Source organism: Ruegeria sp. K7, assembly GCF_056531785.1.
Map to the genome: position 1 here is coordinate 653,128 of NZ_JBQFMJ010000001.1, position 23,843 is coordinate 676,970.

Below are 23,843 nucleotides of genomic sequence, written 5' to 3' on the forward strand. Positions count from 1 at the left end.
CATCCATGCGCCAAAACCTGCACGCCGTCACGCTGGTGGTTCCGGATTACGACGAGGCGATTGCATTCTATACCAAAACACTGAATTTTGCGCTGTTGCAGGATATTGCGCTTGGCGAAGGCAAGCGATGGGTTCGTGTTGCGCCACCGGGTTCCGGAGGCGCATCGCTTTTGCTCGCACAGGCTGACGGTCCCGACCAAAAGGCCGCCATCGGCAATCAAACAGGCGGCCGTGTCGGCTTTTTTCTGGAAACTGACAACTTCCAACGGGACCACGCCGCAATGCGTGAAAACGGTGTCCATTTCGAAGAAGACCCCCGCCACGAACCCTATGGCACCGTCGCCGTCTGGTGCGATCCGTTCGGCAATCGCTGGGACCTGATCCAGTTCACCTGATCCGTATCTTCATCTGGCTGAAAATATCCCGGGGATGAACTGGCCAAAGGCCAGGAAGGGGCTGGCCCCTTCATACAAAGTTCAAAGCAAAGGGGGCCCGAAGGCCCCCTTTTCATTTTGTCAGTCTTTGATCAATTCGGGATCAGATCCGGCACAATGGTCACAATCGATGGGAAGAACCACAGGATTCCGATGCCCACGACCTGAATCAGGACAAACGGAACGATCCCACGATAGATATGACCTGTTGTCACCTCCTTAGGCGCAACGCCCCTCAGGTAGAACAGCGCAAACCCAAATGGCGGTGTCAGGAACGAGGTCTGCAGGTTCACCGCCACCATGATCGTCACCCATTTCGGATCGAACGACCCGCCATAGATCACAGGTCCCACGATCGGGATCACGATGTAGATGATTTCCAGGAAATCCAGCACGAACCCAAGGATGAACAGCACCAGCATCACGATCAGGAAGACCGTGAACTCGTTGTCGAAACTCTTGAGGAATTGCTGGATATAGTGCTCGCCCCCGAACGAGATCACCACCAGGTTCAGCAATTGCGAGCCGATCAGGATCGTGAACACCATCGAGGTCACTTTTGCGGTTTCCCGCACCACAGGTGTCAGAACGCCGCTGGAGAACAACACCCAGCATCCGAACAGCAAGCCGAACAAGGCGAAAAGATAGGTACCGTAGGCCAGGAAGAAGGCTATCCAGGTCTCAGCGGTGACACCGCCCTGATTGATCCTAAGGTCGAAATTCACCCCAAGCAGCAAACAGATGATCACGGCAAAGGTCGACCAGATGATAATATTACCCGACCGTTCCTGATCCTTCAGCTTGCGGTATGCAGCCAGCATGATCGCACCACCAGCCCCCAGCGCGGCTGCCGGTGTCGGGTTGGTCACACCACCAAGGATCGAGCCGAGAACGGCGATGATCAGAACCAGCGGCGGGAACACCACGCGGATCAGATCATTGGTCGCACAGCGCGCGGCGGCCTCCTTGCAGCCATAGATGGCCAGCGCAAAAGGCAACGCCAACAGCACGAACGTGGCCCCTGACGTGGTCGTCGGCGCAACCAGCAGCACATCGACCAGCAGCATCAGCAACAAGCCAATCCCACCCACGATCAAGGGCTGCACGGGACGGGACGGCGCGATGCCGCGGCCCAGCACCAGTGTCAGGCCCAACAGTACCACAACAATCGCAACGCCGGTTCCGATCGGCGCTGCGGCAGCGATCTTGGCTTCCTGCGCGGCGGCCAGTTCTTCCTCGCTCAGCCGCTGCGCCTCGGACACGCCACCGGCAGCGTCAATCGCCTCTTGCTCGGCGACGGCCTGATCCCATGCTTGCTGCCCATGTAGCTCGATCATCGACGCCTGACATTCGGCCGACACGCTGGTCCGCAGCGAAGCGCCCTGCCCGATATCCGAAAACCCGGAGACAGTGATATTCTGGCTTCCGATAACGCCAACACTGCTCAGCAGAAAGGCACCGGCGATCAATGCCACCGGAGCACCCAACAGCCATGTCAGACCCTCGGCGCGCGTGATTGGTTCACCGCCACCGCCGGACATCTCGACCGCGGGCGCCTTTTCCGGGTTGAGCAGAGCGTAGCCAAAGGCATAAAGCGCATAGAGCAACGCGAGCATGATACCCGGCAGCAATGCCGCCTGAAACAGCGTACCCACCGAAACCACAGCAGGCTCACCCAGGTAGGTCAGCGCGTCGGTACACCCGGCCTCAACCGCCCGGGTTTCCTGTGCGGTGGAATACAGATCACCCGCCAGCGTTCCCAGCAGAACGATCACGATGGAGGGCGGAATGATCTGCCCCAGCGTGCCCGAGGCAGCGATCACACCTGTCGCAAGTTCCGGCGAGTAGTTGTTGCGCAGCATAGTGGGCAACGCCAGCAGACCCATGGTCACTACGGTCGCGCCCACGATACCGGTCGAGGCAGCCAGAAACGCGCCCACAACCACGATCGAAACGGCCAAACCACCGGGCAGCGGGCCAAAGACACGGGCCATGGTGGTCAGCAGGTCGTTCGCGATTTTCGAGCGTTCCAGGGTGATGCCCATCAGCACGAACATCAAAACGGCCAGAAGGGTTTCAATCGACTGCCCAGCCAGAACACGCTCGTTCATCCGGTTCACGATGAAGGATACGTTCCGGTCCAGCGCTGTTTCCCATCCTGCGGTAAAGACCGGTTCTGCGATTCTCGGCAAGTCCGGATATCGAAACACCGAGATCACATCTGGTTTGACACCCGAATTCACGACGTCCCGATAGGCTTGTGACCCGGTGTCGATTGCCTGATGGACCAGCAAACCGGCGCTGTCCAGAGCCGCGATGATCCCGAACGAGATCACCCCGGCCCCACCAATGGCGAAGGCCACCGGAAAGCCGCTCAGAATGCCTCCGAAAAGGCAGAAGAATACGATAATGAGGCCTATCTCGACGCCATCAAGTCCGAATAGCATTGTCTTGGTCTCCGTCCTTAATGTGCGCCTTCGTAGGCTTCTTCACCCTCACCAAGGCTGTCCTTGTCGAGGTATTTTCCTTCGCTTTCCGGCCCTTCCACAAATTCCAGGTAAGATCGGTACAGGAATGCAATCGCGTGCAGAAACACCATTGCAGCAAAGGCAATCAGCAGAATTTTGAACAGGAAGTAGCCGTTGAAACCATTGGGGCTGAAACCGATGGTTTCGACGTTCCAGCGCATCGCGCGGGATTTCATGACCAGCCTGTCCAGCGTGTCACTGGCCGACGGTTTCGGCACGATCAGGTGCCGCCACATGAAATACCAGCCGTACATCCAGGTCAGTACCGCCACTGGCATCATGAACAGGACCGACCCCAACATGTCGACCACACGCTTGGCCCGGTAACTGATCCCGGCATAAATCAGGTCGACGCGTACGTGACCGCCCTGCACAAATGTGTAGGTGCAGCACAGGCATACGACCATGGCGTTGTAAAGTTTAAGCTCTTCAGCATACCAACTGATGTCCATCTGGATCGGAATACCGAAACCAAATGCCATGTCCGGACGCGCGAACACGCGCTGCATGAAAACGATGACGATCTGCTGGATGACCATCAGCAGACCGGCCCAGGCAAAGAACCGGCCAGTGGTGTTGGCGAACCCTTCGAGACCGCGCACCATCCCCCACATAAAGTTCCTGAAATACAGCCCAACGGCCGTCAGAACTAGAAAGATGGTGAAAACCACAAAGAAGAACTCGACCGACCCGCCGTAGTAGACAAAGCGCATGATCGCCTCTTTGTCCGACCAGTTCAGCCAGAGCTGCGGATGCGTGATGGCGTATCCGAAATTATAGAAGGCTTCGGCAATGTTCTGAATGAACCACACCAGTCCATTCCACAGGGCGCCGAAGAACGAGATACCGTTTTCGTCCTGCATGTTGTCCCCAGGTCGCGTCAGTTGCACTTGTTATTATAGCCGGTTTGAAATCACCGTGCATGTGCAACAGGAAAGGTTCCCCCGCGTGTGCGGGGGAACCATGTGAGTGTGAGCCGGATGTTAGCCGCGGACGCGGTCGCGCTGCGAGGTGTAGACGCCCGACGACAGGTTGAGCCATGCCGAAGACGCGGTCGACGAAGCAACCGCGCTGTCGTGGATCTTCTTGAACAGCTCGTCGCCCATGTTCTCGTCCAGCACTTCCTGGCTGGCTTGGCCAAATGCATCCCAGACGCTGTCAGGGAATTCCATGACCTTGACGCCACCCGACTGCAGACGCTGCAGTGCTGCACCGTTGTTGGCCAGGAACTGCGACAGGTTCCACTGGTGACATTCGCCTGCAGCGATCTCGATGATCTTCTGCTGGGCGGGTGTCAGGCTTTCGAACACGTCGCGGTTGGTTGCCAGCGACAGGCCCGCATTCGGTTCATGGAAGCCGGCGGTGTAGTAAACCTTGGTGATTTCCTGGAAACCGGCCTTTTCGTCGGCCCACGGACCGATCCACTCGGTTCCGTCAATCGCGCCCGAGGACAGCGCCTGATACACTTCCGAACCCGGAATGTTCTGAACCGAAGCGCCCAGTTTACCCAGTGCTTTACCGCCCAGACCCGGCATGCGGAACTTCAGACCGTTGAAATCTTCGGGGCTGTTGATCTCTTTCGAGAACCAGCCGCCCGCCTGTGCACCGGTGTTACCGGCCAGGAACGACTTCAGACCAAAGATCTGACCCAGTTCGTCATGCAGCTCCATGCCGCCATCCTGGTAGTACCAGTTCACCATTTCCTGCGCGGTCATGCCGAACGGAACAGCGGTGAAGAAGGCATAGCCCGGGTGCTGACCAACGAAATAGTAGTCAGCGGCGTGGTACATGTCGGCCTGACCGGACGATACCGCGTCAAACACCTCGAACGCGCCAACCAGTTCGCCTGCAGCTTTGATGTCAACGGTCAGATTGCCATCAGACATTGCCGTGATGCTGTCGGCGCAACGCTGGGCGCTGTCGAAAACACCAGCCAGACCACGACCCCACGAAGTCACCATGGTCAGCGTGCGCTTGCCCTGCGCGTAAGCCGGTGCCGCCAGCGTGGTGGCTGCAGCTGCCGAGCCGCCCAGTGCAGATGTTTTCAGAAATGAACGACGATCCATATGAGTGTTCCTCCCCTACATATTCAAAAACCCGGCGACAGCCGGGTCAGTCGTTTTCGGTGCGCGTCAGCCTAAATGTCGTCGCGGGAATGTGAATACCAAGTACTACGTAGACGATCAGTTTTTTTCATCTCGCCAGATGCAAATACCGTGCTTATCAGGCCCGTTCCGCTGAATTTCCGCCAAATCTGATTTTCCGTCCCCGCAATCCTTTTGCTTTTCCGGCCGGGCTTGCGTATCGATTCGAACATGGCAGGGCTTCGACATCTGGTCTCACTCACCTATGCGCAAAAGCTGTCGCTTGTTGCGGCAATTCCTCTGGTTTTGGCAGTGGCCGCGATTGCTTTGGTCGTCGCTTATGAATCGCGCGCAACTGCCGAAAGCGAGATACAGGCGCTTGAGCGGCGCCTGATCGAGGCCAAAAAGGAAGAACTGCGCAACTACGTCACACAGGCCCGCAACGGATTTGCCTACATCTATGGTCGCGCCGAGCCTGATGATGACACGGCTAAAAGTCTTGTGACGCAAATCCTGGCAGCGATGATCTATGGCAAGGACGGGTTCTTCTTTGTTTATGACTATGACGGCAACAACCTGGTCAGTCCGCGCCAGACCGAGTTCATCAACCGCAACTGGGTCGGCCTGACCGACAGTGACGGCACCCCTGTCGTGGATGAGTTCATCCGCATGGCCCGCCAGGGCGCAGGCTGGCACAGTTTCATGTGGCAAAAGCCCTCGACCGGGGAAGAAGCGCAAATGATAGCCTATGTGGTCGGATTGCAGGACTGGCGCTGGGTTGTCGGCACCGGCGTTTTTATCGATGACATCGTCGCCACGGTCGCCAACGCAAGGGCCGAGGTCGAAGCGAGGGTGCGACGAACATTCATGTATATCGGCGGCATTGTTCTGGCGGCGGTACTGATCGTGTTCGCATCGGGCATGTTGCTAAATTTCCGCGAGCGGCGGCTGGCGGACGCCAAGCTGAAAGAGCTGACCCAACGCGTGTTTGACGCGCAAGAGGAAGAACGGGGCCGCGTGGCGCGCGAGTTGCATGACGGGATCAGCCAGATTCTGGTCGGTGTTCGATACGCGCTGGACAATGCGCGCCGACGTCTGCTTCGCGGTGATGATGACGGTGCCCGGGACCCGCTCGACAAGGGGATCGACAACCTGGGCTCTGCCATCACCGAAGTCCGCCGCATCAGCCGGGACCTGCGTCCCGGAGTACTGGACGATCTGGGCCTTGGCCCTGCCCTCAAGGCGCTGACCGACGATTTTGCCGAGCGCACCGGGATTGAAACCGAATTCACCACAGTCGTTTTCCGAAATCGACTGGATCAGGACAGCAAGATCGCGCTCTACCGTATCGCACAGGAGGCACTGACCAACATCGAACGTCACTCCGGGGCGACCCGTGTTACAATCGACCTGCGCGGGCACAAGAAGGGTGCGACCATGCGCATCACCGACAATGGCTGCGGCCTGCGCACCGGGCCGGACCAGTCCAGCGCCGGGATTGGATTGCGTAATATGCAGGAGCGTATCGAACAGCTTGACGGATCGCTGCGCATTCTGTCATCACGCGGCGCGCAAAGCGGAACAGTAATCGACGTCGACCTGCCCCTCAGCCACCTCTTGTCCCCTCAGGACGACGCGACACCGAACCGAAAGGCCGGGACATGACCGAGCAAACAATCCGAGTCCTTATCGTTGATGACCATCCCATGGTCGCCGAAGGCATCCAGTCCATCCTCGAAAGCTATGACGGGATCGAAGTCGTCGGAACCCTCGGCAGCGGGCAGGACGCAGTGGATCAGGCGGCGCGGTTGAACCCGGACGTTGTTCTGATGGATCTCAACATGCCGGGCATGGGCGGGCTCAGCGCCACAGAAATCATTCTGGAACGCCTGCCCGACATTCGTATCCTGATCCTGTCCATGCATGACAGCCCCGAGTACATTTCGACCGCCCTGAGTCATGGCGCGAAAGGATACATCCTAAAAGACGTCCCGACCGATGAGATAAAACATGCCATCGACGCGGTGATGAAGGGCGAACAATATCTGTGCACCGGGGCCAGCGGGTCGCTGAAACCAAAAGGCGACAACGCACGCGAAGCGCTGACCGGGCGGGAACAGACGATCCTGCTGGAACTTGCGCAAGGTAAATCGAACAAGGACGTCGCGCATGCGCTGGATATTTCCGTGCGCACCGTCGAAACGCACCGCAAGAACATCAAGCGCAAACTCGGCATCTCATCGACTGCCGGTCTGACCCGTTATGCGCTGGAACATGGCATGTTGCAGGGGACAAGCCCCGGCTTTTGATACGCGCGCAGCGCTGCCCGCCCCAACCAGAGGAGATGCGCCAAAGGCGTATTGACGATGGGCGGGAGGGTTTATCCCTGCGGTCTCTCTCTGATGTCCTCACCAAAGAAAACCAGTGTCCCGTCTTCATCTATCACGTGGAATTCGCGCTGCTCATAGGGCTGGTCAAACGGTGGGCGCACGCGGCCCGCTGGTAGGTCGGCCAATCCCGCACGCAGGCTTTCGAACAGATCGTCGATGCCCTCGACATCGATGTAAAAGGACTGATCATCGACCAAAGGGCGGCCATCATCGCGTTGCGGGCATTGCAAAAGGCGGATCGCGACGGCTCCGTGCCTCAGGAATGCATAATTGTCCTGCCTGAAATTGCAGGTAAACCCAAGTCGTTCGGTGTAGAAGCGGATCTGGGCATCTAAGGAAGAACACAAAACGAATGGTGTCAGTTGCAAAATTCGCGGCATGAGGCTCCTTTCGGCCGATTGATCACGGGTTCCCAAATCCCGATATGGGGTCAATCCAGCAACTGATCTCGCCGATTCCCTTCGCGTTCATAATGATGCGGCAATACGCGACCGTAAAGTTGCCGAGTCCGCTCGACACCGCCGCACATCCCTGCCGTCTCGACAAACGAGAATATCCCGACGTAGCGATTGCGCGGTCCCTTGACCGGAGCAACCCGATGCAGCGCATACCGCCCCTTGAATATCTGCAGATCCCCAGGCTGAAGTTCCAGTTCACGTACCTGCGCCCGGTTGCCATCCAGTATCGAGGCCACCTGGCTGAAATTCTCGTCTTCTGCCGTGCGCAAATTGGGCACATATTCAAATGTTCCGCCGGTTTCGCCGTTTTGGATGGCAAGCGTAACGGTGAAATTGTTGGTATCAAAGTGCCACGGAAAGCCCTGCCCCTCCTCGACCACGTTGATTATCACGTCCGCCAGGGGATCGTCGTAACGGAAGAACCGGTCCTCGGACTCGTCAAGCGCATCCCGCACGAACGGCATGAAGCCTTCATATTCGTAAATCCGGCGCAAGGGGCCGGAATCCGGGAAATTGTCCGCCGGAACAAACGCGTTTGATCGGTCATAGAAACGTCGTATCGGATGGCCGATCCCGAACCGGGGATCGTCCTTGGTGAAATAGGCGTTTGTCCGGTTGAACGAGCGATGTGCCTGGGGGGCGACCGCATCGGCTTCGCGCACCAGCAGGTCCAGCCCCGCCTGATGCACAAACCCGGGCAAAACCGCGCATCCGTCCCTGTCCAGATCCCGCCGCAGATCGGCGATCATCTGATCATAGGCGCGCGAGTCCGGCCGGTCGATCGGATACCGTCCCAGATCCACCAAATCCTGTAGCATGGTTCGCCTCCTGAAACTGTTGACCTGGGTTCAGCGTGACCCAGACAATTGCACCTCTCATGTCAATTTCAGACATGGGGCTGACGCAATTAGACCACTGCTGACATGGCAAGGATTGACCCCAACCGGCCCGATTTCACGGAAATTCCGGGCATGCGGCAATCTGCGCAACAAAATGTCGCAAAAACCCTGCCCTGAGATAGAAAATTGGCACAATTGCCTGTTGACGCCCCTTCCCCTCGCTCATAATGTCCCCCCACGCAAAGAAGGAGCCTCTGGCGATGAAAACGCTAGTCGTAATCGTAGGAACCACGCGCATGGGCCGGTAACGGTAAACCATAATCGAACCCATGCGCCTCCGAAAATCTCGGGGGCTTTTTTTTGTCAAACGCAAGACACATGTCGCGAACGGAGCAAAGCAGATGACACGTGAGATGACCGGCGCAAAGATGGTGGTTCAGGCCCTCAAGGATCAGGGCGTGGACACGGTATTCGGATACCCCGGCGGCGCCGTGCTACCGATCTATGATGAGATCTTTCTGCAAAACGACATTCGCCACATCCTGGTACGTCACGAACAGGGCGCGGTTCATGCAGCCGAAGGCTATGCCCGCTCGACCGGGAAGCCCGGCGTTGCGCTTGTAACGTCCGGCCCCGGTGCCACAAACGCGGTAACGGGTCTGACGGATGCATTGCTGGACTCGATCCCGATCGTCGTTCTGACCGGTCAGGTTCCCACATTCATGATCGGCTCGGACGCCTTTCAGGAGGCCGACACCGTTGGCATTACCCGCCCATGCACCAAGCACAACTGGCTGGTCAAGGACACGGATTCTCTGGCCGCGACCATGCACGAGGCCTTTCATGTCGCCAAATCGGGCCGCCCCGGTCCGGTGCTGATCGACATCCCGAAGGATGTGCAGTTCGCCTCGGGCGAATACAGCCCGCCCAAGCCCTCGACTTCGCATTACCAACCGGTGCTGAAAGGTGATCTGGAAGAGATCACCGAACTTGTCGCGGCAATGGAAACCGCGAAAAAGCCCGTGTTCTATACCGGCGGCGGCGTGATTAACTCGGGCCCTGCCGCCAGCCAATTGCTGCGCGAACTGGTGGATGCGACGGGCTTTCCGATCACCTCGACCCTGATGGGTTTGGGTGCCTATCCGGCGTCGGGTAAGAACTGGCTGGGTATGCTGGGCATGCATGGTCTTTATGAAGCCAATCTGGCGATGCACGATTGCGATCTGATGATCAATATCGGCGCGCGGTTCGACGACCGGATTACCGGTCGGATCGATGCGTTCTCGCCCAAGTCGAAAAAAGCCCATATCGACATTGATCCTTCGTCGATCAACAAGGTGATCCGTGTGGACATCCCGATTGTTGGCGACGTCGCCCATGTTCTTGAGGACATTCTGAAAGTCTGGAAAGCCCGCGGGCGCAAAACCAATGCCGCTGCCGTCAAGAAATGGCAGGCTCAGGTCGATGAGTGGCGCAAGGTCAACTGCCTCGCCTATACCAACAGCGAAAAGACCATCAAGCCGCAATACGCGCTGCAACGGCTGGAAGAACTGACGAAGGACCACGACCGTTACATCACAACCGAAGTGGGCCAGCATCAGATGTGGGCCGCGCAGTATCTTGGGTTCGAAGACCCCAACCGCTGGATGACCTCAGGTGGCCTGGGCACGATGGGCTACGGCTTCCCCGCCTCCATCGGCGTACAGATGGCGCATCCCGACGCGCTGGTCATCAACGTTGCCGGAGAGGCATCCTGGTTGATGAACATGCAGGAAATGGGCACCGCAGCGCAGTATCGTCTGCCGGTGAAACAGTTCATCCTGAACAACGAACGTCTTGGCATGGTACGTCAGTGGCAGGAATTGCTGCATGGCGAACGCTATTCCCATTCGTGGTCCGAAGCGCTGCCCGATTTCGTCAAGCTCGCCGAGGCGTTCGGAGCCAAGGGTATCCTGTGCACTGACCCGGCCGATCTGGATGATGCGATCATGGAGATGATCAACTATGACGGCCCGGTGATCTTCGACTGTCTGGTTGAAAAGCACGAGAACTGCTTCCCCATGATCCCGTCGGGCAAGGCGCACAATGAGATGCTGCTGGGCGAGGCCGAAACGCAGGGCGTCATCGACTCCAAAGGCTCGGTTCTGGTCTGACAAAAATCGACAAATTTTGTCGGGCGCCTCTTGTGCCCGGCACTATGTGATGACGAAAGGGACATAAATGTCTGCCCTACATATCAAAAAAGGCGCAAATCGCCATTCGGCCTACAACCTACGCCCGACTTTCTCGGACGTGCAGGAACAGCATACGATCGCCGTTCTGGTCGAAAACGAACCGGGTGTTCTGGCCCGCGTGATCGGACTGTTCTCGGGCCGCGGTTACAACATCGATAGCCTGACCGTGGCCGAGGTGGATCACACCGGCCATCTTAGCCGTATCACCATCGTCACCACCGGCACGCCGCAAGTGATCGAGCAGATCAAGGCGCAGCTTGGCCGGATCGTTACCGTCCATGACGTGCATGACCTGACCGTCGAAGGTCCCTCGGTCGAGCGTGAACTGGCGATCATCAAGGTTGTGGGCGAAGGTGACAAGCGGGTCGAGGCGCTGCGTCTGGCGGACATCTTCCGTGCCAACGTGGTCGACAGCACGCTGAATTCCTTCATCTTCGAGATCACCGGCGCCCCGGACAAGATCGACGCCTTCGCCGATCTGATGCGTCCTCTGGGCCTTTTGGAGATCGCCCGTACTGGCGTTGCCGCACTGCTGCGCGGCGACTGAGCTGAAAACTCCGCTCCGGACACAAGATCATTGCGACCAGGGCGGGCCAGCCCGCCCTGGTTAGCGCCCCAATTGACTGTAACGCGCACGTCGGTGTGGTTGCGGTTCAACTGCCATACGCCTCAGAAATCGAAAATAAGACCACTCAAATGGCGATTTAGCCTATTGCGTTTATTCCTTTGGGCGTTAGCCTCTACACGCGACGAGACGTGACCACACGTCCGTCAGGTGTTCAGTCACGATTTCAGACGCAGCGCGCCCTATGAGCCGCACGTGTCCTTGGTTCCAAAAAGAATACGTGAGTTCCGGGACGAGAATGACGAATGACTTCCGCAGCCCTGCTGAATTGCGCAGAATGTTCGGCGCAAATCTGAGATTGCTGTCTCACCAGTACCCCTCTGTCTCAGAGCTTTGCCGCCAGCTTGGTATCAACCGGACGCAGTACAACAGATATCTTAGCGGCGAGAGCTTTCCCAGGCCCGACGTACTGGACCGCATTTGCCGCTTTTTCAAAGTCGACGCCCGTATCCTGCTGAAACCACTGGACGAGATCGCCCAGCCTTTCCGCCACCCCGCAGCCTCGGCCCTGACCGAGTTCCTGGGGTCTGGCCCGAATGCCTTGCCCGAGACCCTGTTTCCTGCCGGATTCTACTATGCGACGGAATCGGCGCTGGACAGCAACACCGCGCTGCGGCATCGGTTGTTCTACGCCCGCAGACTGCCGCAATGTACGCTTGTGCGCAGCTACGAGCCTCGTCCCACCATGCCCGAGGCGCCGCCCAAAGAACGTGAGGTTCAGGGCATTGCCGCCTGCGCTGGTCGTCAGATCTATATCCTGATGTCACAGCGTGACGCGCAAAACAGCCGGATGTTCCTGATCTCTCATCATTCCGGAGATCAGGCCGGTCAACTGCGGGGCGTGGCAATCAGATTGTCGGACACATCCACGGACCCCAGCGGGACACAGCGGATCATGTTGCGGCATCTGGGATCGGACCGGTCCGCAGTCTTCGGCGCGGCAAGAGCCGCACGCGCCTGGCTATGATCCTGTACTTGGAACAAGCCCCCTGCCTTACTCGGAAACAGCATTCTGTTCCTGCGTGATCAGCCGGTACAGATGCCAACTGGCGTGCCCCAGTAACGGCAACACAAGAAACAACCCAAGAAACCAAGGCAACATCGCCACAAAGGTCAGAACCGCAATAAACATGCCCCACCCAATCATGACCGGGAAATTGTCACGGACATAGCCGAAGCTGGCGATCATGGCGGTTACGAAATCCAGTTCGCGATCCAGCAGCATCGGAATCGAAAGCACTGTGACCATATACAGCACGGTCGCGAATATTGCGCCAACGACCGAGCCGATGGCCAGCATCGCCAATCCGTTCGCAGTCAAAAACACCTCAATCGAGGAAGAGACATTCGTCATGGTGGAAAGCCCCATGAACAAAGCGAAAATCATGTGCCCCAGAAAGAACCAGAACAGAAACATCACTACGATGATCGCACAGATTGAGGGCAACTGGCGGCGGCCCTGCTGCAGCACCACGCCAAAAATCGACCCGAAATCCAGCGGTTCTCCCTGCTCAAGCCGATGGGATACTTCGTAAAGTCCAACCGCCGCAAATGGCCCAAGCAGCGGGAAACCGATCGCGGCAAGAACAAGCCAGTAGGTGGTTCCTGTTTTCAAAGTGACCCATGCCATTGCCCACCCGGCCAACACGTAGAATCCCGCGAACAGAAACCCGAATACCGGCGCCTGACGATAATCGGCCCATGCCTGACGAATAGCCTGCCGCAGCATCGCCGTATCGGCCTGCTGCATTGTCGGAACGCCAAAGGGTTTTTCCATGTCTGTCTCTCCTCCCCAGCGACCCTATTGCAGGGCCGGTCGTTTTTGGGGCCAGCCGGTTGCATCGTGATAGCTTGCCCCGATGGACAAAAGCTTTGCATCAGCGCCGCGCGGCCCGAAAATCTGCATTCCCATTGGCAGACCGTTCTCTCCAAAACCCACAGGAACCGACAGGCAGGGCAACCCGATCAGGCTGACCGGTGTGACGACCTGCATCCAGCGGTGATAGGTGTCCATCGCCTGCCCGTCTATTTCGGTCGGATACGCAGTTTCGACGGCAAAAGGCCACACTTGAGCCGTTGGCAGCGCCAGCGCATCATACGTCTCAAACAAACGGGCGGCACATCGATACCACTCGGATCGCAGAACGCTGGCGTGATGCACGTCCATCGCACTTAGCGCCAGTCCCCGATCCAGCTCCCATTGTGCGGTATCCTTCAGCACGTCCCGATGCTCGGACAGTTCCAAAAGCCCAGCCGCAACGCTCCAGGATCGCAGTGTAATCCAGCTGTCCCAGATCTGGCTTGCGTCAAAAGGCGGTTTTGTTTCTTCGACCTCGGCCCCCAAATCCGAAAACACGGTCAGCGCGGACCGGCACAGATCGGCGATCCCGGTTTCGAACGGAAAGGCACCGCCCCAGTCACCCAGCCAGCCAACACGCAAACCGGTGAGATCAACCGGCTGCACAGGTGATACAGCGCCGCCATCAACTGACAATGGCTGACCTGCATCCGGACCTGCCATGACGTCCAGCAAAATACCCAAATCTTGCGGGCTGCGGGCCATGGGGCCCAATGTCGAAAGCTGATGCAGAAAACCGTCTCCGATCGGTTCACTCGGAACCCGGCCCCAGCTTGGCCGGAACCCGTATACATTGTTCCAAGCCGCCGGGTTGCGAAGGCTGCCCATCATGTCCGAGCCATCCGCCAAGGCCACCATACCCGTGGCCAACGCCACCGCCGCGCCGCCGGACGAACCACCGCAGGTTCGGGCGGGGTCGTACGGGTTGCGCGTGGCGCCATACACCGGATTGAACGTATGCGATCCCAGCCCGAACTCGGGTGTATTGGTTTTGCCGATCAGAATGGCGCCGGCAGCCCGCAATCTTTCTGCGATCAGATCGTCCCGCTCGGGCACGTTGTTTCGGTAAATCGGCGATCCATGAGACGACACAATCCCGGCCACATTGACCAGATCCTTGACCGCCATGGGCAGTCCATGCAGCGGGCCGCGCCGGGGACCGGCATCCAGCGCCTCAGCCTCGGACATCAACTCATCCTCATCGCGCAGGGCGACGATGGCGTTGACCTCTCCATTAACGCTGGCAATCCGATGCAAGGTTTCGCGCATCAACTCAGCAGCCGTCAATTGCCCCGAGGACAGCGCAGACAGCAATGCAACGGCGGAAGTTTGGCTCAGATCCATGGGAGTTCATCAGCTCAGATACAACGTGGTCGCCACCAGCCTAGCCGGGGCAACCTGCCAATTAAACCCACTGTTTACATGTATCTTTTCGGGACCCCCAGGCACCCCGACGGATCCGCTTCATCTGGCCAAAAATATCCCGGGGGAGTCGCGGCCCGCCGCGACGGGGGCAGAGCCCCCTTGGTATCAGCCGTCGCCCTGCGCTTCGGACCGGCTTTTGCCGGCAACGTTCTGGGCCAGCGTGGCTGCCATAAACCCATCCAGATCACCGTCCAGAACCCCTTTGGTATCCGAGGTTTCGTGATTGGTCCGCAGGTCCTTGACCATCTGATAAGGCTGCAACACGTAAGACCGGATCTGATTGCCCCACCCGGCATCGCCCTTGGCTTCGTGCGCCGCGTTGATATCGGCGTTGCGACGGTCCAGTTCCTGCTGGTACAGGCGCGATTTCAGCGCCTTCATGGCGATGTCACGGTTCTGATGCTGCGACTTCTCGGACGATGTCACAACGATGCCCGTGGGGATGTGCGTGATCCGAACCGCCGAGTCCGTGGTGTTCACGTGCTGACCACCGGCACCCGAAGAGCGGTAAGTATCGATGCGGATGTCCGACGGGTTCACCTCGATCTCGATATTGTCGTCTACCACCGGATAGACCCAGACCGAGCTGAACGACGTGTGCCGCTTGGCCGCCGAGTCATAGGGCGAGATGCGCACAAGCCGGTGCACCCCGCTTTCCGACTTTAGCCAGCCATAGGCGTTGTGGCCTGAAATCTTGTAGGCGGCAGACTTGATCCCCGCCTCTTCACCCGCGGTCTCGGACTGCAATTCGACCGTATAGCCCTTTTTCTCGGCCCAGCGCACATACATCCGCGCCAGCATCGAGGCCCAGTCACAACTTTCGGTGCCCCCCGCGCCCGAGTTGATCTCAAGGAACGTGTCATTGCCGTCTGCCTCGCCATCCAGCAGGGCCTCAAGCTCTTTCTTGGCGGCCTTGGCCTTCAGTTTCCTGATTGCGTCCTCGGCGTCGGCGACGACTTCTTCGTCCTCTTCCATCTCGCCCAGTTCGATCAGTTCGACATTGTCACTCAGGTCGGTCTTGATCGACTCGTAGGTTTCGATGGCATCGACCAGCATCTGGCGCTCGCGCATCAGCTTCTGAGCGTTCTCCGGGTTGTCCCAAAGGTTCGGGTCTTCGACGCGTGCGTTAAATTCCTCAAGCCGGTGCGGCGCCGTTTCGTAATCCATGCGCTTCGCCAGCAGCTCCAGCGACTTTTCTATTTCCGCCACAATATTCTGGGTTTCGGCGCGCATGGTTTTGTCCCAACTTGCTCAATCAGGCCTGCGTGATAGCAAGAGGCGTGAGCCACCACAAGACAAGTGAGGTGCGAATGAAGGATGCGTCGGGCGAGTTTTTGACAGTTGGGACCTGACACGCATCGCGTTGCTTGCGGACACGGGGCTGGCCCAAGATCTGTCAAGCAGTCAGCACACGCACGACCCGCTTCACGGCGATCTGCATACCGACAACGCGCTACTATCGGATGCCGGTCCTCGGGTTATAGATGCCAAGGGATATCTGGGGGATGCCGCTTTCGAACTGGCAAACGCTCTGCGACATCCAAAAGGCATGCCGGAACTTGTACGCGAGCCTTCGCAAGTTAGCCGCTGCCTGTCGTTCTATTCGGACGCACTGGACGTGCCGGCCAAACGGTTTGCCAAATGGGCTGCTGCCAAATGTGCGCTATCGATCTGCTGGCGGTCTTGTGAACAGATTACCGATGACAGCGAACTGACCTGTTGAACCTATTCCTACAAGTTGCGGACTAGTACAGTCCGCCCCCCTGCAGATCACCCTGGCTTGCGTTGGGTCCGACCGTAACTGTGCTTCCGGTGGAAGTTGTCACCTGCCGACCCGATCCGCTGACTTCTTCGAACAGTGGCAAATCGGATCCCATGGCAAAGCCGCCATCGAAAATCCGGTCTATGAAGCCATCGACACCGTCGCGGAAATACTCGGCAACCACATATTCCCCGACCGCATCCTCTGGCAAGCGCGCCCCGCTGAAACGGTCAATCTTGATGAAGTGCCCGCCTGGCGGAACTTCGAACGGACCGCCGCCATATTTCTCGACCGCCTTTTCCATGAAACTTTGGAATACCGGCCCGCACATCGTACCGCCATAGGCGCCACTGCCCATCGGACGCGGTCGGTCGTAGCCAATATAGCAGCCGGCCACGATGTTCGAGGTGAAGCCGATAAACCAGGCGTCCTTGGATTCGTTGGTGGTGCCGGTCTTGCCGGCAGTCGGCACCGGCAGGTTGACAACACGCGACGCGGTGCCGCGATCAACCACGCCTTTCATCATAGACGTCAATTGATAGGCGGTGATGGCATCCATAACCTGTTCGCGGTCGGTCACGATCTGCGGCGACTCATCCGGTTCCAGCCAGGTTGAGTTGCAGTCCAGACACTGGCGGTCATCATGCCGGTAGATCGTCTTTCCGAACCGGTCCTGGATACGGTCGACCAGAGTGGGTTCGACCCGCTCGCCGCCGTTCGCGAACATCGCATAGGCGGCGACCATTTTGTACAGCGTCGTTTCTTCCGATCCCAGCGAGTTCGCAAGGAACGCGCCCATTCGGTCATAAACACCAAACCGTTCGGCATATCCCGCAACCACCGGCATCGTCACCTCCTGGGCCAGACGGATGGTCATGAGGTTCCGCGACTGTTCGATCCCGGTGCGCAGCGGTGTTGGCCCGTAGAATTTGTTCGACGAGTTCTTGGGCCGCCAGAGACCCTGCGGCGTGTTCACCTCAATCGGGGCGTCCACAACGATGGTGGCGGGACTGTAACCACTGTCCAGCGCAGCGGCATAGACGAAAGGCTTAAAGCTGGACCCCGGCTGACGCTGAGCTTGCGTGGCACGGTTAAACACCGAATCCTGATACGAGAACCCGCCCTGCATCGCCAGAACACGGCCCGAGTTCACATCCATCGCGACGAAACCGCCCTGCACCTCAGGCACTTGGCGGGCAGACCACTGCCCTTCTTCCCCGGCCATCACCAGAATGACATCGCCGCGCTTGAAATTGTCCTTGAAACTGCCCTGCATCCATTTGATGTCTTCGCGTGGAATGGTTCCGTCTGCCGGACCGTTTTCGATACCCACGGTCAGCGACTGATCGGCCACATTCATCACAACAGCCGGATACCATTGGGTCGGCAATTCGACATCGCGCGGAATTTCCATGATGGCCAGCGCCTCGCGCCACTGGGCTTCCTCGGCCAGTTTTTCTTCCGGGATCACCTCACCCGTACCGCGCCATTTCCCGCGCGAGCGGTCGTATTTCTGCAGGGCCGTGCGCAGGGCCTTGGCAGCTTCGACCTGCATTTCCTCGTCCACCGACGCACGCACCGTGAAGCCGCCGGTAAAGAATTCACCCTCGCCGAAATCTTCGCTTAGCTGGCGGCGGATTTCGTCGGTGAAATAGTCACGGGGCGGCAATGCCGTGCGGAAGCTTTCAAAGTCACCGTTCTGTACCGAGCGCAAAGGCATGTTGACCTCGGCCTCATAGGTAGCCCGGTCAATGTAGCCGTTCTGGTTCATTTCCCGCAGCACGTAGTCGCGACGCGCCAGCAAGCGTTCCTTTTGCAAAACCGGATGGTAGTTTGACGGCGCCTTCGGCATGGCAGCCAACATGGCGGCCTCATGCGGGGCCAGTTCCTGCAGCGTCTTGTTGAAATACGTCTGTGCTGCTGCCGTCACACCGTAAGAGTTCTGGCCCAAAAAGATCTCGTTCATGTAAAGTTCGAGGATCTGTTCCTTGTCCAGAGTGTCTTCAAGCCGGGTCGCAAGGATGATTTCCTTGATCTTGCGTTCGGCCTGCCGGTCGCCGGACAACAGAAAGTTCTTCATGACCTGCTGCGTGATGGTCGACGCGCCGCGCACGTTTTCACCTTTGGATTTCACCGCTTCGACACCCGCAGCAATTATCCCGCGCGGGTCATAGCCCTGATGGGTGTAGAAATTCTTGTCTTCCGCCGAAATAAAGGCCTGCTTCACCAGATCCGGGATTTCCTCGGACGGTGTGAACAGGCGGCGCTCCTGGGCGAATTCGTCGATCAGCTGCCCTTTACCGGAATAAATCCTGCTGATCGTGGGCGGCTTGTACTGCGCCAGTGATTCATGACTGGGCAGGTCGCGCCCATACATCCAGAAGACCGCACCGATGACCAGTGCCGCCATGAAGATACCCAGAGTCACGAGGCTGAAGATCGCCCCGAAAAACGAAAGAATGAACCGGATCACTGTACTGCCTTTTACTCGCGGTGCGGCCTATATAGTGTCGGCCCCACGCCAGGTCAAAACACCATGGCGTATTCTAGCCTGTTTGCGACGCGGGGTCACTGGCCAATCAATGAGCGTCTGATCACATCCTGCTGTCGCCAGTTTTCCAGACCGTTGTAAATCCCACGCGCCATTTGCGCGCGCCATTCGGAATTTTGCAGGTTTTTCAGGTCTCTGGGGCTGGAAAGAAAACCCAGTTCGACCAGCACCGAGGGAATGTCCGCCGCCTTGAGAACCGAGAAAGAGGCCGTACGTACGGGCCGCCGGTTCATCGGACCACCTTGCTGCGCCATGCCGTTGGCCAAAGCCCGCGCCAATGCGTTGGTGCGCGGTCTGGTTTCCTGACGGGCCATGTCCAGCAAAACATCCGCAACCTGATCGTCGGCCCCGTTCAGATCCACCCCCGAGAGCAGGTCGCCCCGGTCGTGACGTTCCGCAAGTTTCTGGCTGGCAACATCCGATGCGTCAGTTGACAGGGTATACACGGCCGCGCCATGCGCCTGCCCGTCCGACAGGGAATCCGCGTGCAGCGAGATGAACACATCGGCACCGGCCCGATGCGCCAGCGCAATTCGCCGCTCCAGCGAAACAAACTGGTCTTCGACGCGGGTCAGAACCACTTCATACCCGCCTGAACGCAGCAATAGCTCTTTCAGTTCGCGCGCAAAGGTCAGCATCAGGGTTTTTTCATCGGTGCCGCCAACCTCGGCCCCCGGGTCGATGCCGCCATGTCCAGGGTCCAGCATGACGCGAATGGGTCCGTCAGGATCACGCGGCGCCGCCGGAAGTGGGGCGGTCGCTTCCGGCAAATCCCAACCGGGAACCTGAGGAGCACCGGCGCTGGCATTGAATACGTCGAACTCGACCCCCTTGAGCATAAGGGACAACACCGCAGTGCCCGTCATCTGATCCAGCTTCAACTGCGCCGTATCGACACCCATCGGCGCACCAAGTTCCAGAACCAGACGGGACCAGCCGGGGACGTAAGTGCCGAACTGCACCCCACTGATCCGTTCGGATTGCAGGAATTCAATGCTGATCAGACCGGTCCAGTCGACCTCGCGGAAGTCAAGCACCATGCGATACGGATCCCGCAATGTGAAAACGCGGTAAGGCACGCCCTGGCTCAGCCCGATATCCACCTTCACGCCGGTTCGGCCGACATCCGAGATACGGCTTTGGTCCGGCTGCACGCGCGCAAGGGCGCTGAAATCCTGCGCTGCGACAGCGCTCGTCAGCGCCCAGATCAGCGCGAAGGCATAGAAAAGTCTGCTCATGGCCTCAAGTTTTCCCGAGATCGTGTTGCGCAGACCCTACTGTACCAGCGCCGGTTTGTGAACGGGTTACACTGCCTGCGGGATGGCCCCTCGTGCCGCCATGAAGCTGCGCAGCCGCTGCAACCCTTCCTGTATGTCCGCCGTCGAGCGGGCATAGGAAAATCGAAGGGTCTTGTGGCCGCGTTCGGGATCGAAATCCAGCCCCGGCGTCACCGCCACACCGGCCTGTTCCAAAATCTCAGCCGCAAAGGCGCGGCTGTCCTGCGTCAGGTCCGATACATCGGCATAAACATAGAAAGCGCCGTCCGGCGGTGCGATATTGGTAAATCCGGCTTTGGGCAGCCCATCCAGCATGAGGGCTCGGTTTTGCCGGTAGACGTCCAGATTGGCTTGCAGTTCGTCCTCGCAATCCATCGCGGCCAGCGCCGCGACCTGGCTGGCGTGTGGGGCGCAGATGAACATGTTCTGAGCGATCCGCTCGACCACGCGCACTTGGTCCTCGGGCACCACCATCCAGCCGACCCGCCAGCCGGTCATCGAGAAATACTTGGAGAACGAGTTGATGACGTAGCATTCATCCGTCAGTTCCAGCGCGGTGACGGCTTTGGCCTCGTATTCCAGGCCATGGTAAATTTCGTCGCTGATGAATGACGCGTTCTGTCCGTGGGCCGCATCGATCAGCGCAGCCATAGCCGGTCGATCCAGCATGGTGCCGGTCGGGTTTGCCGGGGACGCCGCCATCAAACCTTGCAGATCAAGCCCCGCGAAATCCGCCGGGACGGGTTGCAGGCGGTTTTCCGGCGCGGTCGGCAGATCGACCGGAACCAGCCCAAGCGCCCTGAGGATCTGCCGGTAAGAAGGATAGCCTGGCGCGCCGATACCGACACGATCGCCGCTGTCGAAAAGCGCGGTGAACGCCAGCAGAAACCCACCGGAAGATCCGGGCGTAATCACCACCCGGTCCGGGTTCAGATCGACATTGTACCACTCGCCATACATTTGTGCGATCCGTTGCCGCAGCGCCGGCAGGCCCAGCGAAACGGTATAGCCCAGCGGCGACTGACCCATGGCCGACGCCAAAGCCTCGACTGCGCCTTTGGGGGCACCGGTCCCAGGCTGCCCGACTTCCATGTGGATGATATGGCGTCCTGCTTCTTCGGCGCGGCGCGCGGATTCCATCACATCCATCACGATGAAGGGATCGACCCCGGATCGGGTTGAGTTTCTCATGGCCATCTCCCATGTTGCGGCCATGGCTTTTGAACGCGTATCCAGGCTGGCGTCAATCCCGGCCATGTTACTGATCGCGGTGACATGGTTAACGGGCGCTGTTCCTGCCAAGTCGCAGGGCCTGATCCGCGATCCTGACATCGAACACGGATTGCGGGAACTGGCGTTTCCGGTGCTGCGGGCGGCTGGACTGAACACGAACAGGGTGCGGATTCTGGTGGTCCACGACAAGACGTTCAACGCCTTCGTCATCGACTACAACGCTATCTACGTGAACTACGGGCTGATCCTGACCGTCGACAGCCCCGAGATGCTGCAGGCTGTCATCGCACATGAGGCCGCACATATCGCAAATGGCCATCTGGCCAGACGTGTGGAAAACCTGCGCGCCGCAAAGCGCAATGCTTCTCTGGGAACCGCTTTGGCGCTGATTGTCGCCGCAGCGGGCGGTGGCGAAGCAGCGGGCGGCATCGCTGCCGGGACCTCCGGTTCGGCCCTGCGCAGCTTTCTGGGGCATACACGCGCCGAAGAGGCATCGGCAGACCGCAGCGCGGCGGGTTATCTGCGATGGGCGGGCATCTCACCAAAGGGCATGGTGGCCCTGCATCGCAAGTTTGCCGGCCAGGAACTGCTGAGCGAGGCAAATCAGGATCCTTATACACGGTCCCACCCCACCAGCCGGGAACGCCTGCGCGCGGCCGAGGCGTTTCTTGACGAGTTCGGAGACAACTCGACCCACAACGCCAATGCCGACTACTGGTTTGCCCGCGTCAAGGGCAAGCTGTCTGCGTTTCTGCGATCGCCTGCCTGGACAATGCGACGCGCGCGCGAGGAAAGCGCGGAGGATATTCGCCTAATGCGCCAGGCAGCAGCGCACCACCAGAACCGAGATCTTGCCGCGGCGCGCGCGGCGATTGACGGGGCACTGGCCATTCGCCCGGACGATCCGTACTACTACGAACTCAAGGGGCAGATATTGCTGGAAAACAGGCAGATGGATCAGGCTGTTGCCGCCTACGGCCGTGCTGTTGAAATGGCCCCGAACGACTCACTTATCCTCGCCGGGTACGGGCGTGCGCTGCTGGCGCAAGGGCAAACCGAGAACGCCCTGCAAGCGCTTGAAAAAGCCCGCGCGCGCGATTATCGAAACGGTCGGCTGATGCAGGATCTGGGGGTTGCCTATTCTCAGGTCGGCAACAACGGAATGGCCGCGGTTGTGACAGCGGAACGATATGCCCTGCAAGGTCGCATGGCCGATGCAGGCATCCACGCAAAACGGGCCATAAGGCAATTGCCCGAAGGGTCTCCGGGGTGGCAAAGGGCGCAGGATGTGCTGATAGCCTCGGAACAGGTAGAAAAGAAAAGGAAACGCAGATGATCCTCAGACATGCAGCCATGGCCCTTGTTGGGCTGTCCCTGATCACCGGACCGGTGCAGGCACTGGACCTGAACGACATGAGCGACGCCGAAAAGGCCGAGTTCGGTACACAGGTTCGCGAATACCTGCTGCAAAACCCCGAGGTGATCCTCGAGGCGATCAACATTCTGGAGCAGCGCAACGCCGCCGCCGAGGCCGTGGCTGACCAGGAACTGGTCGCCGCCAATGCCGAGGAACTGTTCAATGACGGCTATAGCTGGGTGGGCGGAAACCCCGATGGCGACATCACTCTGGTCGAGTTCATGGACTATCGCTGCGGATATTGCCGCCGTGCGGTCCCTGAAGTGGACGCTCTGCTGGCGGAAGACGGGAACATCCGGCTGATCATCAAGGAATTCCCAATCCTTGGCGAAGCTTCGATGATATCGTCGCGCTTTGCCGTGGCGACCAAACATGTAGCAGGTGCAGATGCCTACAAGCAGGTGCACGATGCACTGCTTGAATTCACAGGCGAACCCAACGAAGTCACGCTGCGTCGTCTCTCGGATGGTCTGGGTCTTGAAACCGACGACATCATCGCCGCCATGGACAGTGACGCGGTTTCCAAAGAGATCGCCCAAACCCGAGAACTGGCGCAACGCATGCGGATTTCCGGCACCCCGTCGTTCGTGCTGGGTACTGAACTTCTGCGCGGCTACCTGCCTGCCGACCAGATGCAACAGATTGCGGACGGTGTTCGGGCCGAACAAGGGTAACGATTCCGGGATTACCCTTTGATGTTCATTGAAAAATAGGCCGCTTCGCGCGGC

The 23,843-nt window shown here is 58.8% G+C and carries 21 protein-coding genes; 9 read left to right on the top strand and 12 right to left on the bottom strand.

The window, feature by feature from the left end; all coding sequences use genetic code 11:
• The first annotated feature begins 5 nt into the window (after nucleotides 1-5).
• Entirely contained in the window at nucleotides 6-395 is a 390-nt protein-coding gene (locus ACR0FE_RS03260) for a VOC family protein (RefSeq protein WP_480910997.1), read from the top strand.
• A 131-nt stretch (nucleotides 396-526) separates the two neighbouring features.
• Here ACR0FE_RS03260 and ACR0FE_RS03265 read toward each other — a convergent pair whose 3' ends face one another.
• The 3 genes from ACR0FE_RS03265 to ACR0FE_RS03275 all read right to left on the bottom strand — a co-directional run bounded on the left by ACR0FE_RS03265 (nucleotide 527) and on the right by ACR0FE_RS03275 (nucleotide 5,028).
• Entirely contained in the window at nucleotides 527-2,881 is a 2,355-nt protein-coding gene (locus ACR0FE_RS03265; RefSeq protein WP_170805524.1) for a TRAP transporter large permease subunit, read from the bottom strand.
• A gap of 17 nt (nucleotides 2,882-2,898) precedes the next feature.
• A complete protein-coding gene (locus ACR0FE_RS03270; protein ID WP_480911000.1) occupies nucleotides 2,899-3,825 on the bottom strand; it encodes a TRAP transporter small permease subunit in 927 nt (308 codons plus the stop codon).
• Between the two features lie 120 nt (nucleotides 3,826-3,945).
• Nucleotides 3,946-5,028: a TRAP transporter substrate-binding protein gene (locus tag ACR0FE_RS03275; protein ID WP_170805523.1), complete on the bottom strand. Its 1,083-nt coding sequence runs from the start codon at nucleotides 5,026-5,028 to the stop codon at nucleotides 3,946-3,948.
• A 249-nt stretch (nucleotides 5,029-5,277) separates the two neighbouring features.
• Between ACR0FE_RS03275 and ACR0FE_RS03280 the strand changes: the two genes are divergently transcribed.
• Both ACR0FE_RS03280 and ACR0FE_RS03285 read left to right on the top strand, forming a co-directional pair.
• On the top strand, nucleotides 5,278-6,711 hold the full coding sequence (locus tag ACR0FE_RS03280; RefSeq protein ID WP_170805522.1) for a cache domain-containing protein: 1,434 nt from the start codon (nucleotides 5,278-5,280) through the stop codon (nucleotides 6,709-6,711).
• A complete protein-coding gene (locus ACR0FE_RS03285) occupies nucleotides 6,708-7,355 on the top strand; it encodes a response regulator transcription factor (protein WP_170610423.1) in 648 nt (215 codons plus the stop codon). The genes ACR0FE_RS03280 and ACR0FE_RS03285 overlap by 4 nt, the downstream gene beginning before the upstream one ends.
• A 71-nt stretch (nucleotides 7,356-7,426) precedes the next feature.
• On the opposite strand, the gene ACR0FE_RS03290 is transcribed toward ACR0FE_RS03285, so the two are convergent.
• The 3 genes from ACR0FE_RS03290 to ACR0FE_RS03300 form a co-directional block, all read right to left on the bottom strand.
• The gene (locus tag ACR0FE_RS03290) at nucleotides 7,427-7,816 is read right to left on the bottom strand and encodes a bleomycin resistance protein (RefSeq protein WP_480911003.1); all 390 of its coding nucleotides are present in this window, start codon (nucleotides 7,814-7,816) and stop codon (nucleotides 7,427-7,429) included.
• 50 nt (nucleotides 7,817-7,866) lie between these two features.
• A complete protein-coding gene (locus ACR0FE_RS03295; RefSeq protein ID WP_170610419.1) occupies nucleotides 7,867-8,712 on the bottom strand; it encodes a HalD/BesD family halogenase in 846 nt (281 codons plus the stop codon).
• Between the two features lie 136 nt (nucleotides 8,713-8,848).
• The gene (locus ACR0FE_RS03300; protein ID WP_480811723.1) at nucleotides 8,849-9,064 is read right to left on the bottom strand and encodes a hypothetical protein; all 216 of its coding nucleotides are present in this window, start codon (nucleotides 9,062-9,064) and stop codon (nucleotides 8,849-8,851) included.
• 70 nt (nucleotides 9,065-9,134) lie between these two features.
• Between ACR0FE_RS03300 and ACR0FE_RS03305 the strand changes: the two genes are divergently transcribed.
• From ACR0FE_RS03305 to ACR0FE_RS03315, 3 genes are all read left to right on the top strand, one after another.
• Complete coding sequence (locus ACR0FE_RS03305) at nucleotides 9,135-10,886, top strand: acetolactate synthase 3 large subunit (RefSeq protein WP_170610417.1); 1,752 nt, start codon at nucleotides 9,135-9,137, stop codon at nucleotides 10,884-10,886.
• A gap of 67 nt (nucleotides 10,887-10,953) precedes the next feature.
• On the top strand, nucleotides 10,954-11,514 hold the full coding sequence (gene ilvN, locus ACR0FE_RS03310) for an acetolactate synthase small subunit (RefSeq protein ID WP_480911007.1): 561 nt from the start codon (nucleotides 10,954-10,956) through the stop codon (nucleotides 11,512-11,514).
• Between the two features lie 316 nt (nucleotides 11,515-11,830).
• Nucleotides 11,831-12,559, top strand: a complete 729-nt coding sequence (locus ACR0FE_RS03315; RefSeq protein ID WP_480911010.1) for a helix-turn-helix domain-containing protein — start codon at nucleotides 11,831-11,833, stop codon at nucleotides 12,557-12,559.
• Nucleotides 12,560-12,586: 27 nt separating this feature from the next.
• On the opposite strand, the gene ACR0FE_RS03320 is transcribed toward ACR0FE_RS03315, so the two are convergent.
• The 3 genes from ACR0FE_RS03320 to prfB all read right to left on the bottom strand — a co-directional run bounded on the left by ACR0FE_RS03320 (nucleotide 12,587) and on the right by prfB (nucleotide 16,108).
• Entirely contained in the window at nucleotides 12,587-13,369 is a 783-nt protein-coding gene (locus tag ACR0FE_RS03320) for a DUF2189 domain-containing protein (RefSeq protein WP_480911013.1), read from the bottom strand.
• 24 nt (nucleotides 13,370-13,393) lie between these two features.
• The gene (locus ACR0FE_RS03325; protein WP_480911015.1) at nucleotides 13,394-14,794 is read right to left on the bottom strand and encodes an amidase; all 1,401 of its coding nucleotides are present in this window, start codon (nucleotides 14,792-14,794) and stop codon (nucleotides 13,394-13,396) included.
• Nucleotides 14,795-14,980: 186 nt separating this feature from the next.
• Nucleotides 14,981-16,108: a peptide chain release factor 2 gene (gene prfB / locus ACR0FE_RS03330; RefSeq protein ID WP_170610394.1), complete on the bottom strand. Its 1,128-nt coding sequence runs from the start codon at nucleotides 16,106-16,108 to the stop codon at nucleotides 14,981-14,983.
• 130 nt (nucleotides 16,109-16,238) lie between these two features.
• Here prfB and ACR0FE_RS03335 point away from each other — a divergent pair, with 130 nt between their 5' ends.
• A complete protein-coding gene (locus ACR0FE_RS03335) occupies nucleotides 16,239-16,598 on the top strand; it encodes an aminoglycoside phosphotransferase family protein (RefSeq protein ID WP_480911018.1) in 360 nt (119 codons plus the stop codon).
• Between the two features lie 22 nt (nucleotides 16,599-16,620).
• On the opposite strand, the gene ACR0FE_RS03340 is transcribed toward ACR0FE_RS03335, so the two are convergent.
• The 3 genes from ACR0FE_RS03340 to ACR0FE_RS03350 form a co-directional block, all read right to left on the bottom strand.
• Complete coding sequence (locus ACR0FE_RS03340) at nucleotides 16,621-19,110, bottom strand: PBP1A family penicillin-binding protein (protein ID WP_170610366.1); 2,490 nt, start codon at nucleotides 19,108-19,110, stop codon at nucleotides 16,621-16,623.
• Between the two features lie 95 nt (nucleotides 19,111-19,205).
• Nucleotides 19,206-20,426: an N-acetylmuramoyl-L-alanine amidase gene (locus ACR0FE_RS03345; protein WP_480911021.1), complete on the bottom strand. Its 1,221-nt coding sequence runs from the start codon at nucleotides 20,424-20,426 to the stop codon at nucleotides 19,206-19,208.
• A gap of 66 nt (nucleotides 20,427-20,492) precedes the next feature.
• Nucleotides 20,493-21,656, bottom strand: a complete 1,164-nt coding sequence (locus ACR0FE_RS03350) for a pyridoxal phosphate-dependent aminotransferase (RefSeq protein WP_480911024.1) — start codon at nucleotides 21,654-21,656, stop codon at nucleotides 20,493-20,495.
• Here ACR0FE_RS03350 and ACR0FE_RS03355 point away from each other — a divergent pair.
• Nucleotides 21,655-23,034 (top strand): M48 family metalloprotease, encoded by a 1,380-nt coding sequence (locus ACR0FE_RS03355; protein WP_480911026.1) that lies wholly within the window; start codon nucleotides 21,655-21,657, stop codon nucleotides 23,032-23,034. The two genes, ACR0FE_RS03350 and ACR0FE_RS03355, sit on opposite strands and share 2 nt — an antisense overlap.
• On the top strand, nucleotides 23,031-23,789 hold the full coding sequence (locus ACR0FE_RS03360; protein WP_480911029.1) for a DsbA family protein: 759 nt from the start codon (nucleotides 23,031-23,033) through the stop codon (nucleotides 23,787-23,789). The genes ACR0FE_RS03355 and ACR0FE_RS03360 overlap by 4 nt, the downstream gene beginning before the upstream one ends.
• Nucleotides 23,790-23,843 lie beyond the last annotated feature (54 nt).

Coding starts and splice junctions, on each gene's coding strand:
- ACR0FE_RS03260 (WP_480910997.1), top strand. CDS start 6: ATGCGCCAAAACCTGCACGCCGTCACGCTGGTGGTTCCGGATTACGAC.
- ACR0FE_RS03265 (WP_170805524.1), bottom strand. CDS start 2,881: ATGCTATTCGGACTTGATGGCGTCGAGATAGGCCTCATTATCGTATTC.
- ACR0FE_RS03270 (WP_480911000.1), bottom strand. CDS start 3,825: ATGCAGGACGAAAACGGTATCTCGTTCTTCGGCGCCCTGTGGAATGGA.
- ACR0FE_RS03275 (WP_170805523.1), bottom strand. CDS start 5,028: ATGGATCGTCGTTCATTTCTGAAAACATCTGCACTGGGCGGCTCGGCA.
- ACR0FE_RS03280 (WP_170805522.1), top strand. CDS start 5,278: ATGGCAGGGCTTCGACATCTGGTCTCACTCACCTATGCGCAAAAGCTG.
- ACR0FE_RS03285 (WP_170610423.1), top strand. CDS start 6,708: ATGACCGAGCAAACAATCCGAGTCCTTATCGTTGATGACCATCCCATG.
- ACR0FE_RS03290 (WP_480911003.1), bottom strand. CDS start 7,816: ATGCCGCGAATTTTGCAACTGACACCATTCGTTTTGTGTTCTTCCTTA.
- ACR0FE_RS03295 (WP_170610419.1), bottom strand. CDS start 8,712: ATGCTACAGGATTTGGTGGATCTGGGACGGTATCCGATCGACCGGCCG.
- ACR0FE_RS03300 (WP_480811723.1), bottom strand. CDS start 9,064: ATGGGTTCGATTATGGTTTACCGTTACCGGCCCATGCGCGTGGTTCCT.
- ACR0FE_RS03305 (WP_170610417.1), top strand. CDS start 9,135: ATGACACGTGAGATGACCGGCGCAAAGATGGTGGTTCAGGCCCTCAAG.
- ilvN (WP_480911007.1), top strand. CDS start 10,954: ATGTCTGCCCTACATATCAAAAAAGGCGCAAATCGCCATTCGGCCTAC.
- ACR0FE_RS03315 (WP_480911010.1), top strand. CDS start 11,831: ATGACGAATGACTTCCGCAGCCCTGCTGAATTGCGCAGAATGTTCGGC.
- ACR0FE_RS03320 (WP_480911013.1), bottom strand. CDS start 13,369: ATGGAAAAACCCTTTGGCGTTCCGACAATGCAGCAGGCCGATACGGCG.
- ACR0FE_RS03325 (WP_480911015.1), bottom strand. CDS start 14,794: ATGGATCTGAGCCAAACTTCCGCCGTTGCATTGCTGTCTGCGCTGTCC.
- prfB (WP_170610394.1), bottom strand. CDS start 16,108: ATGCGCGCCGAAACCCAGAATATTGTGGCGGAAATAGAAAAGTCGCTG.
- ACR0FE_RS03345 (WP_480911021.1), bottom strand. CDS start 20,426: ATGAGCAGACTTTTCTATGCCTTCGCGCTGATCTGGGCGCTGACGAGC.
- ACR0FE_RS03355 (WP_480911026.1), top strand. CDS start 21,655: ATGGCCATCTCCCATGTTGCGGCCATGGCTTTTGAACGCGTATCCAGG.
- ACR0FE_RS03350 (WP_480911024.1), bottom strand. CDS start 21,656: ATGAGAAACTCAACCCGATCCGGGGTCGATCCCTTCATCGTGATGGAT.
- ACR0FE_RS03360 (WP_480911029.1), top strand. CDS start 23,031: ATGATCCTCAGACATGCAGCCATGGCCCTTGTTGGGCTGTCCCTGATC.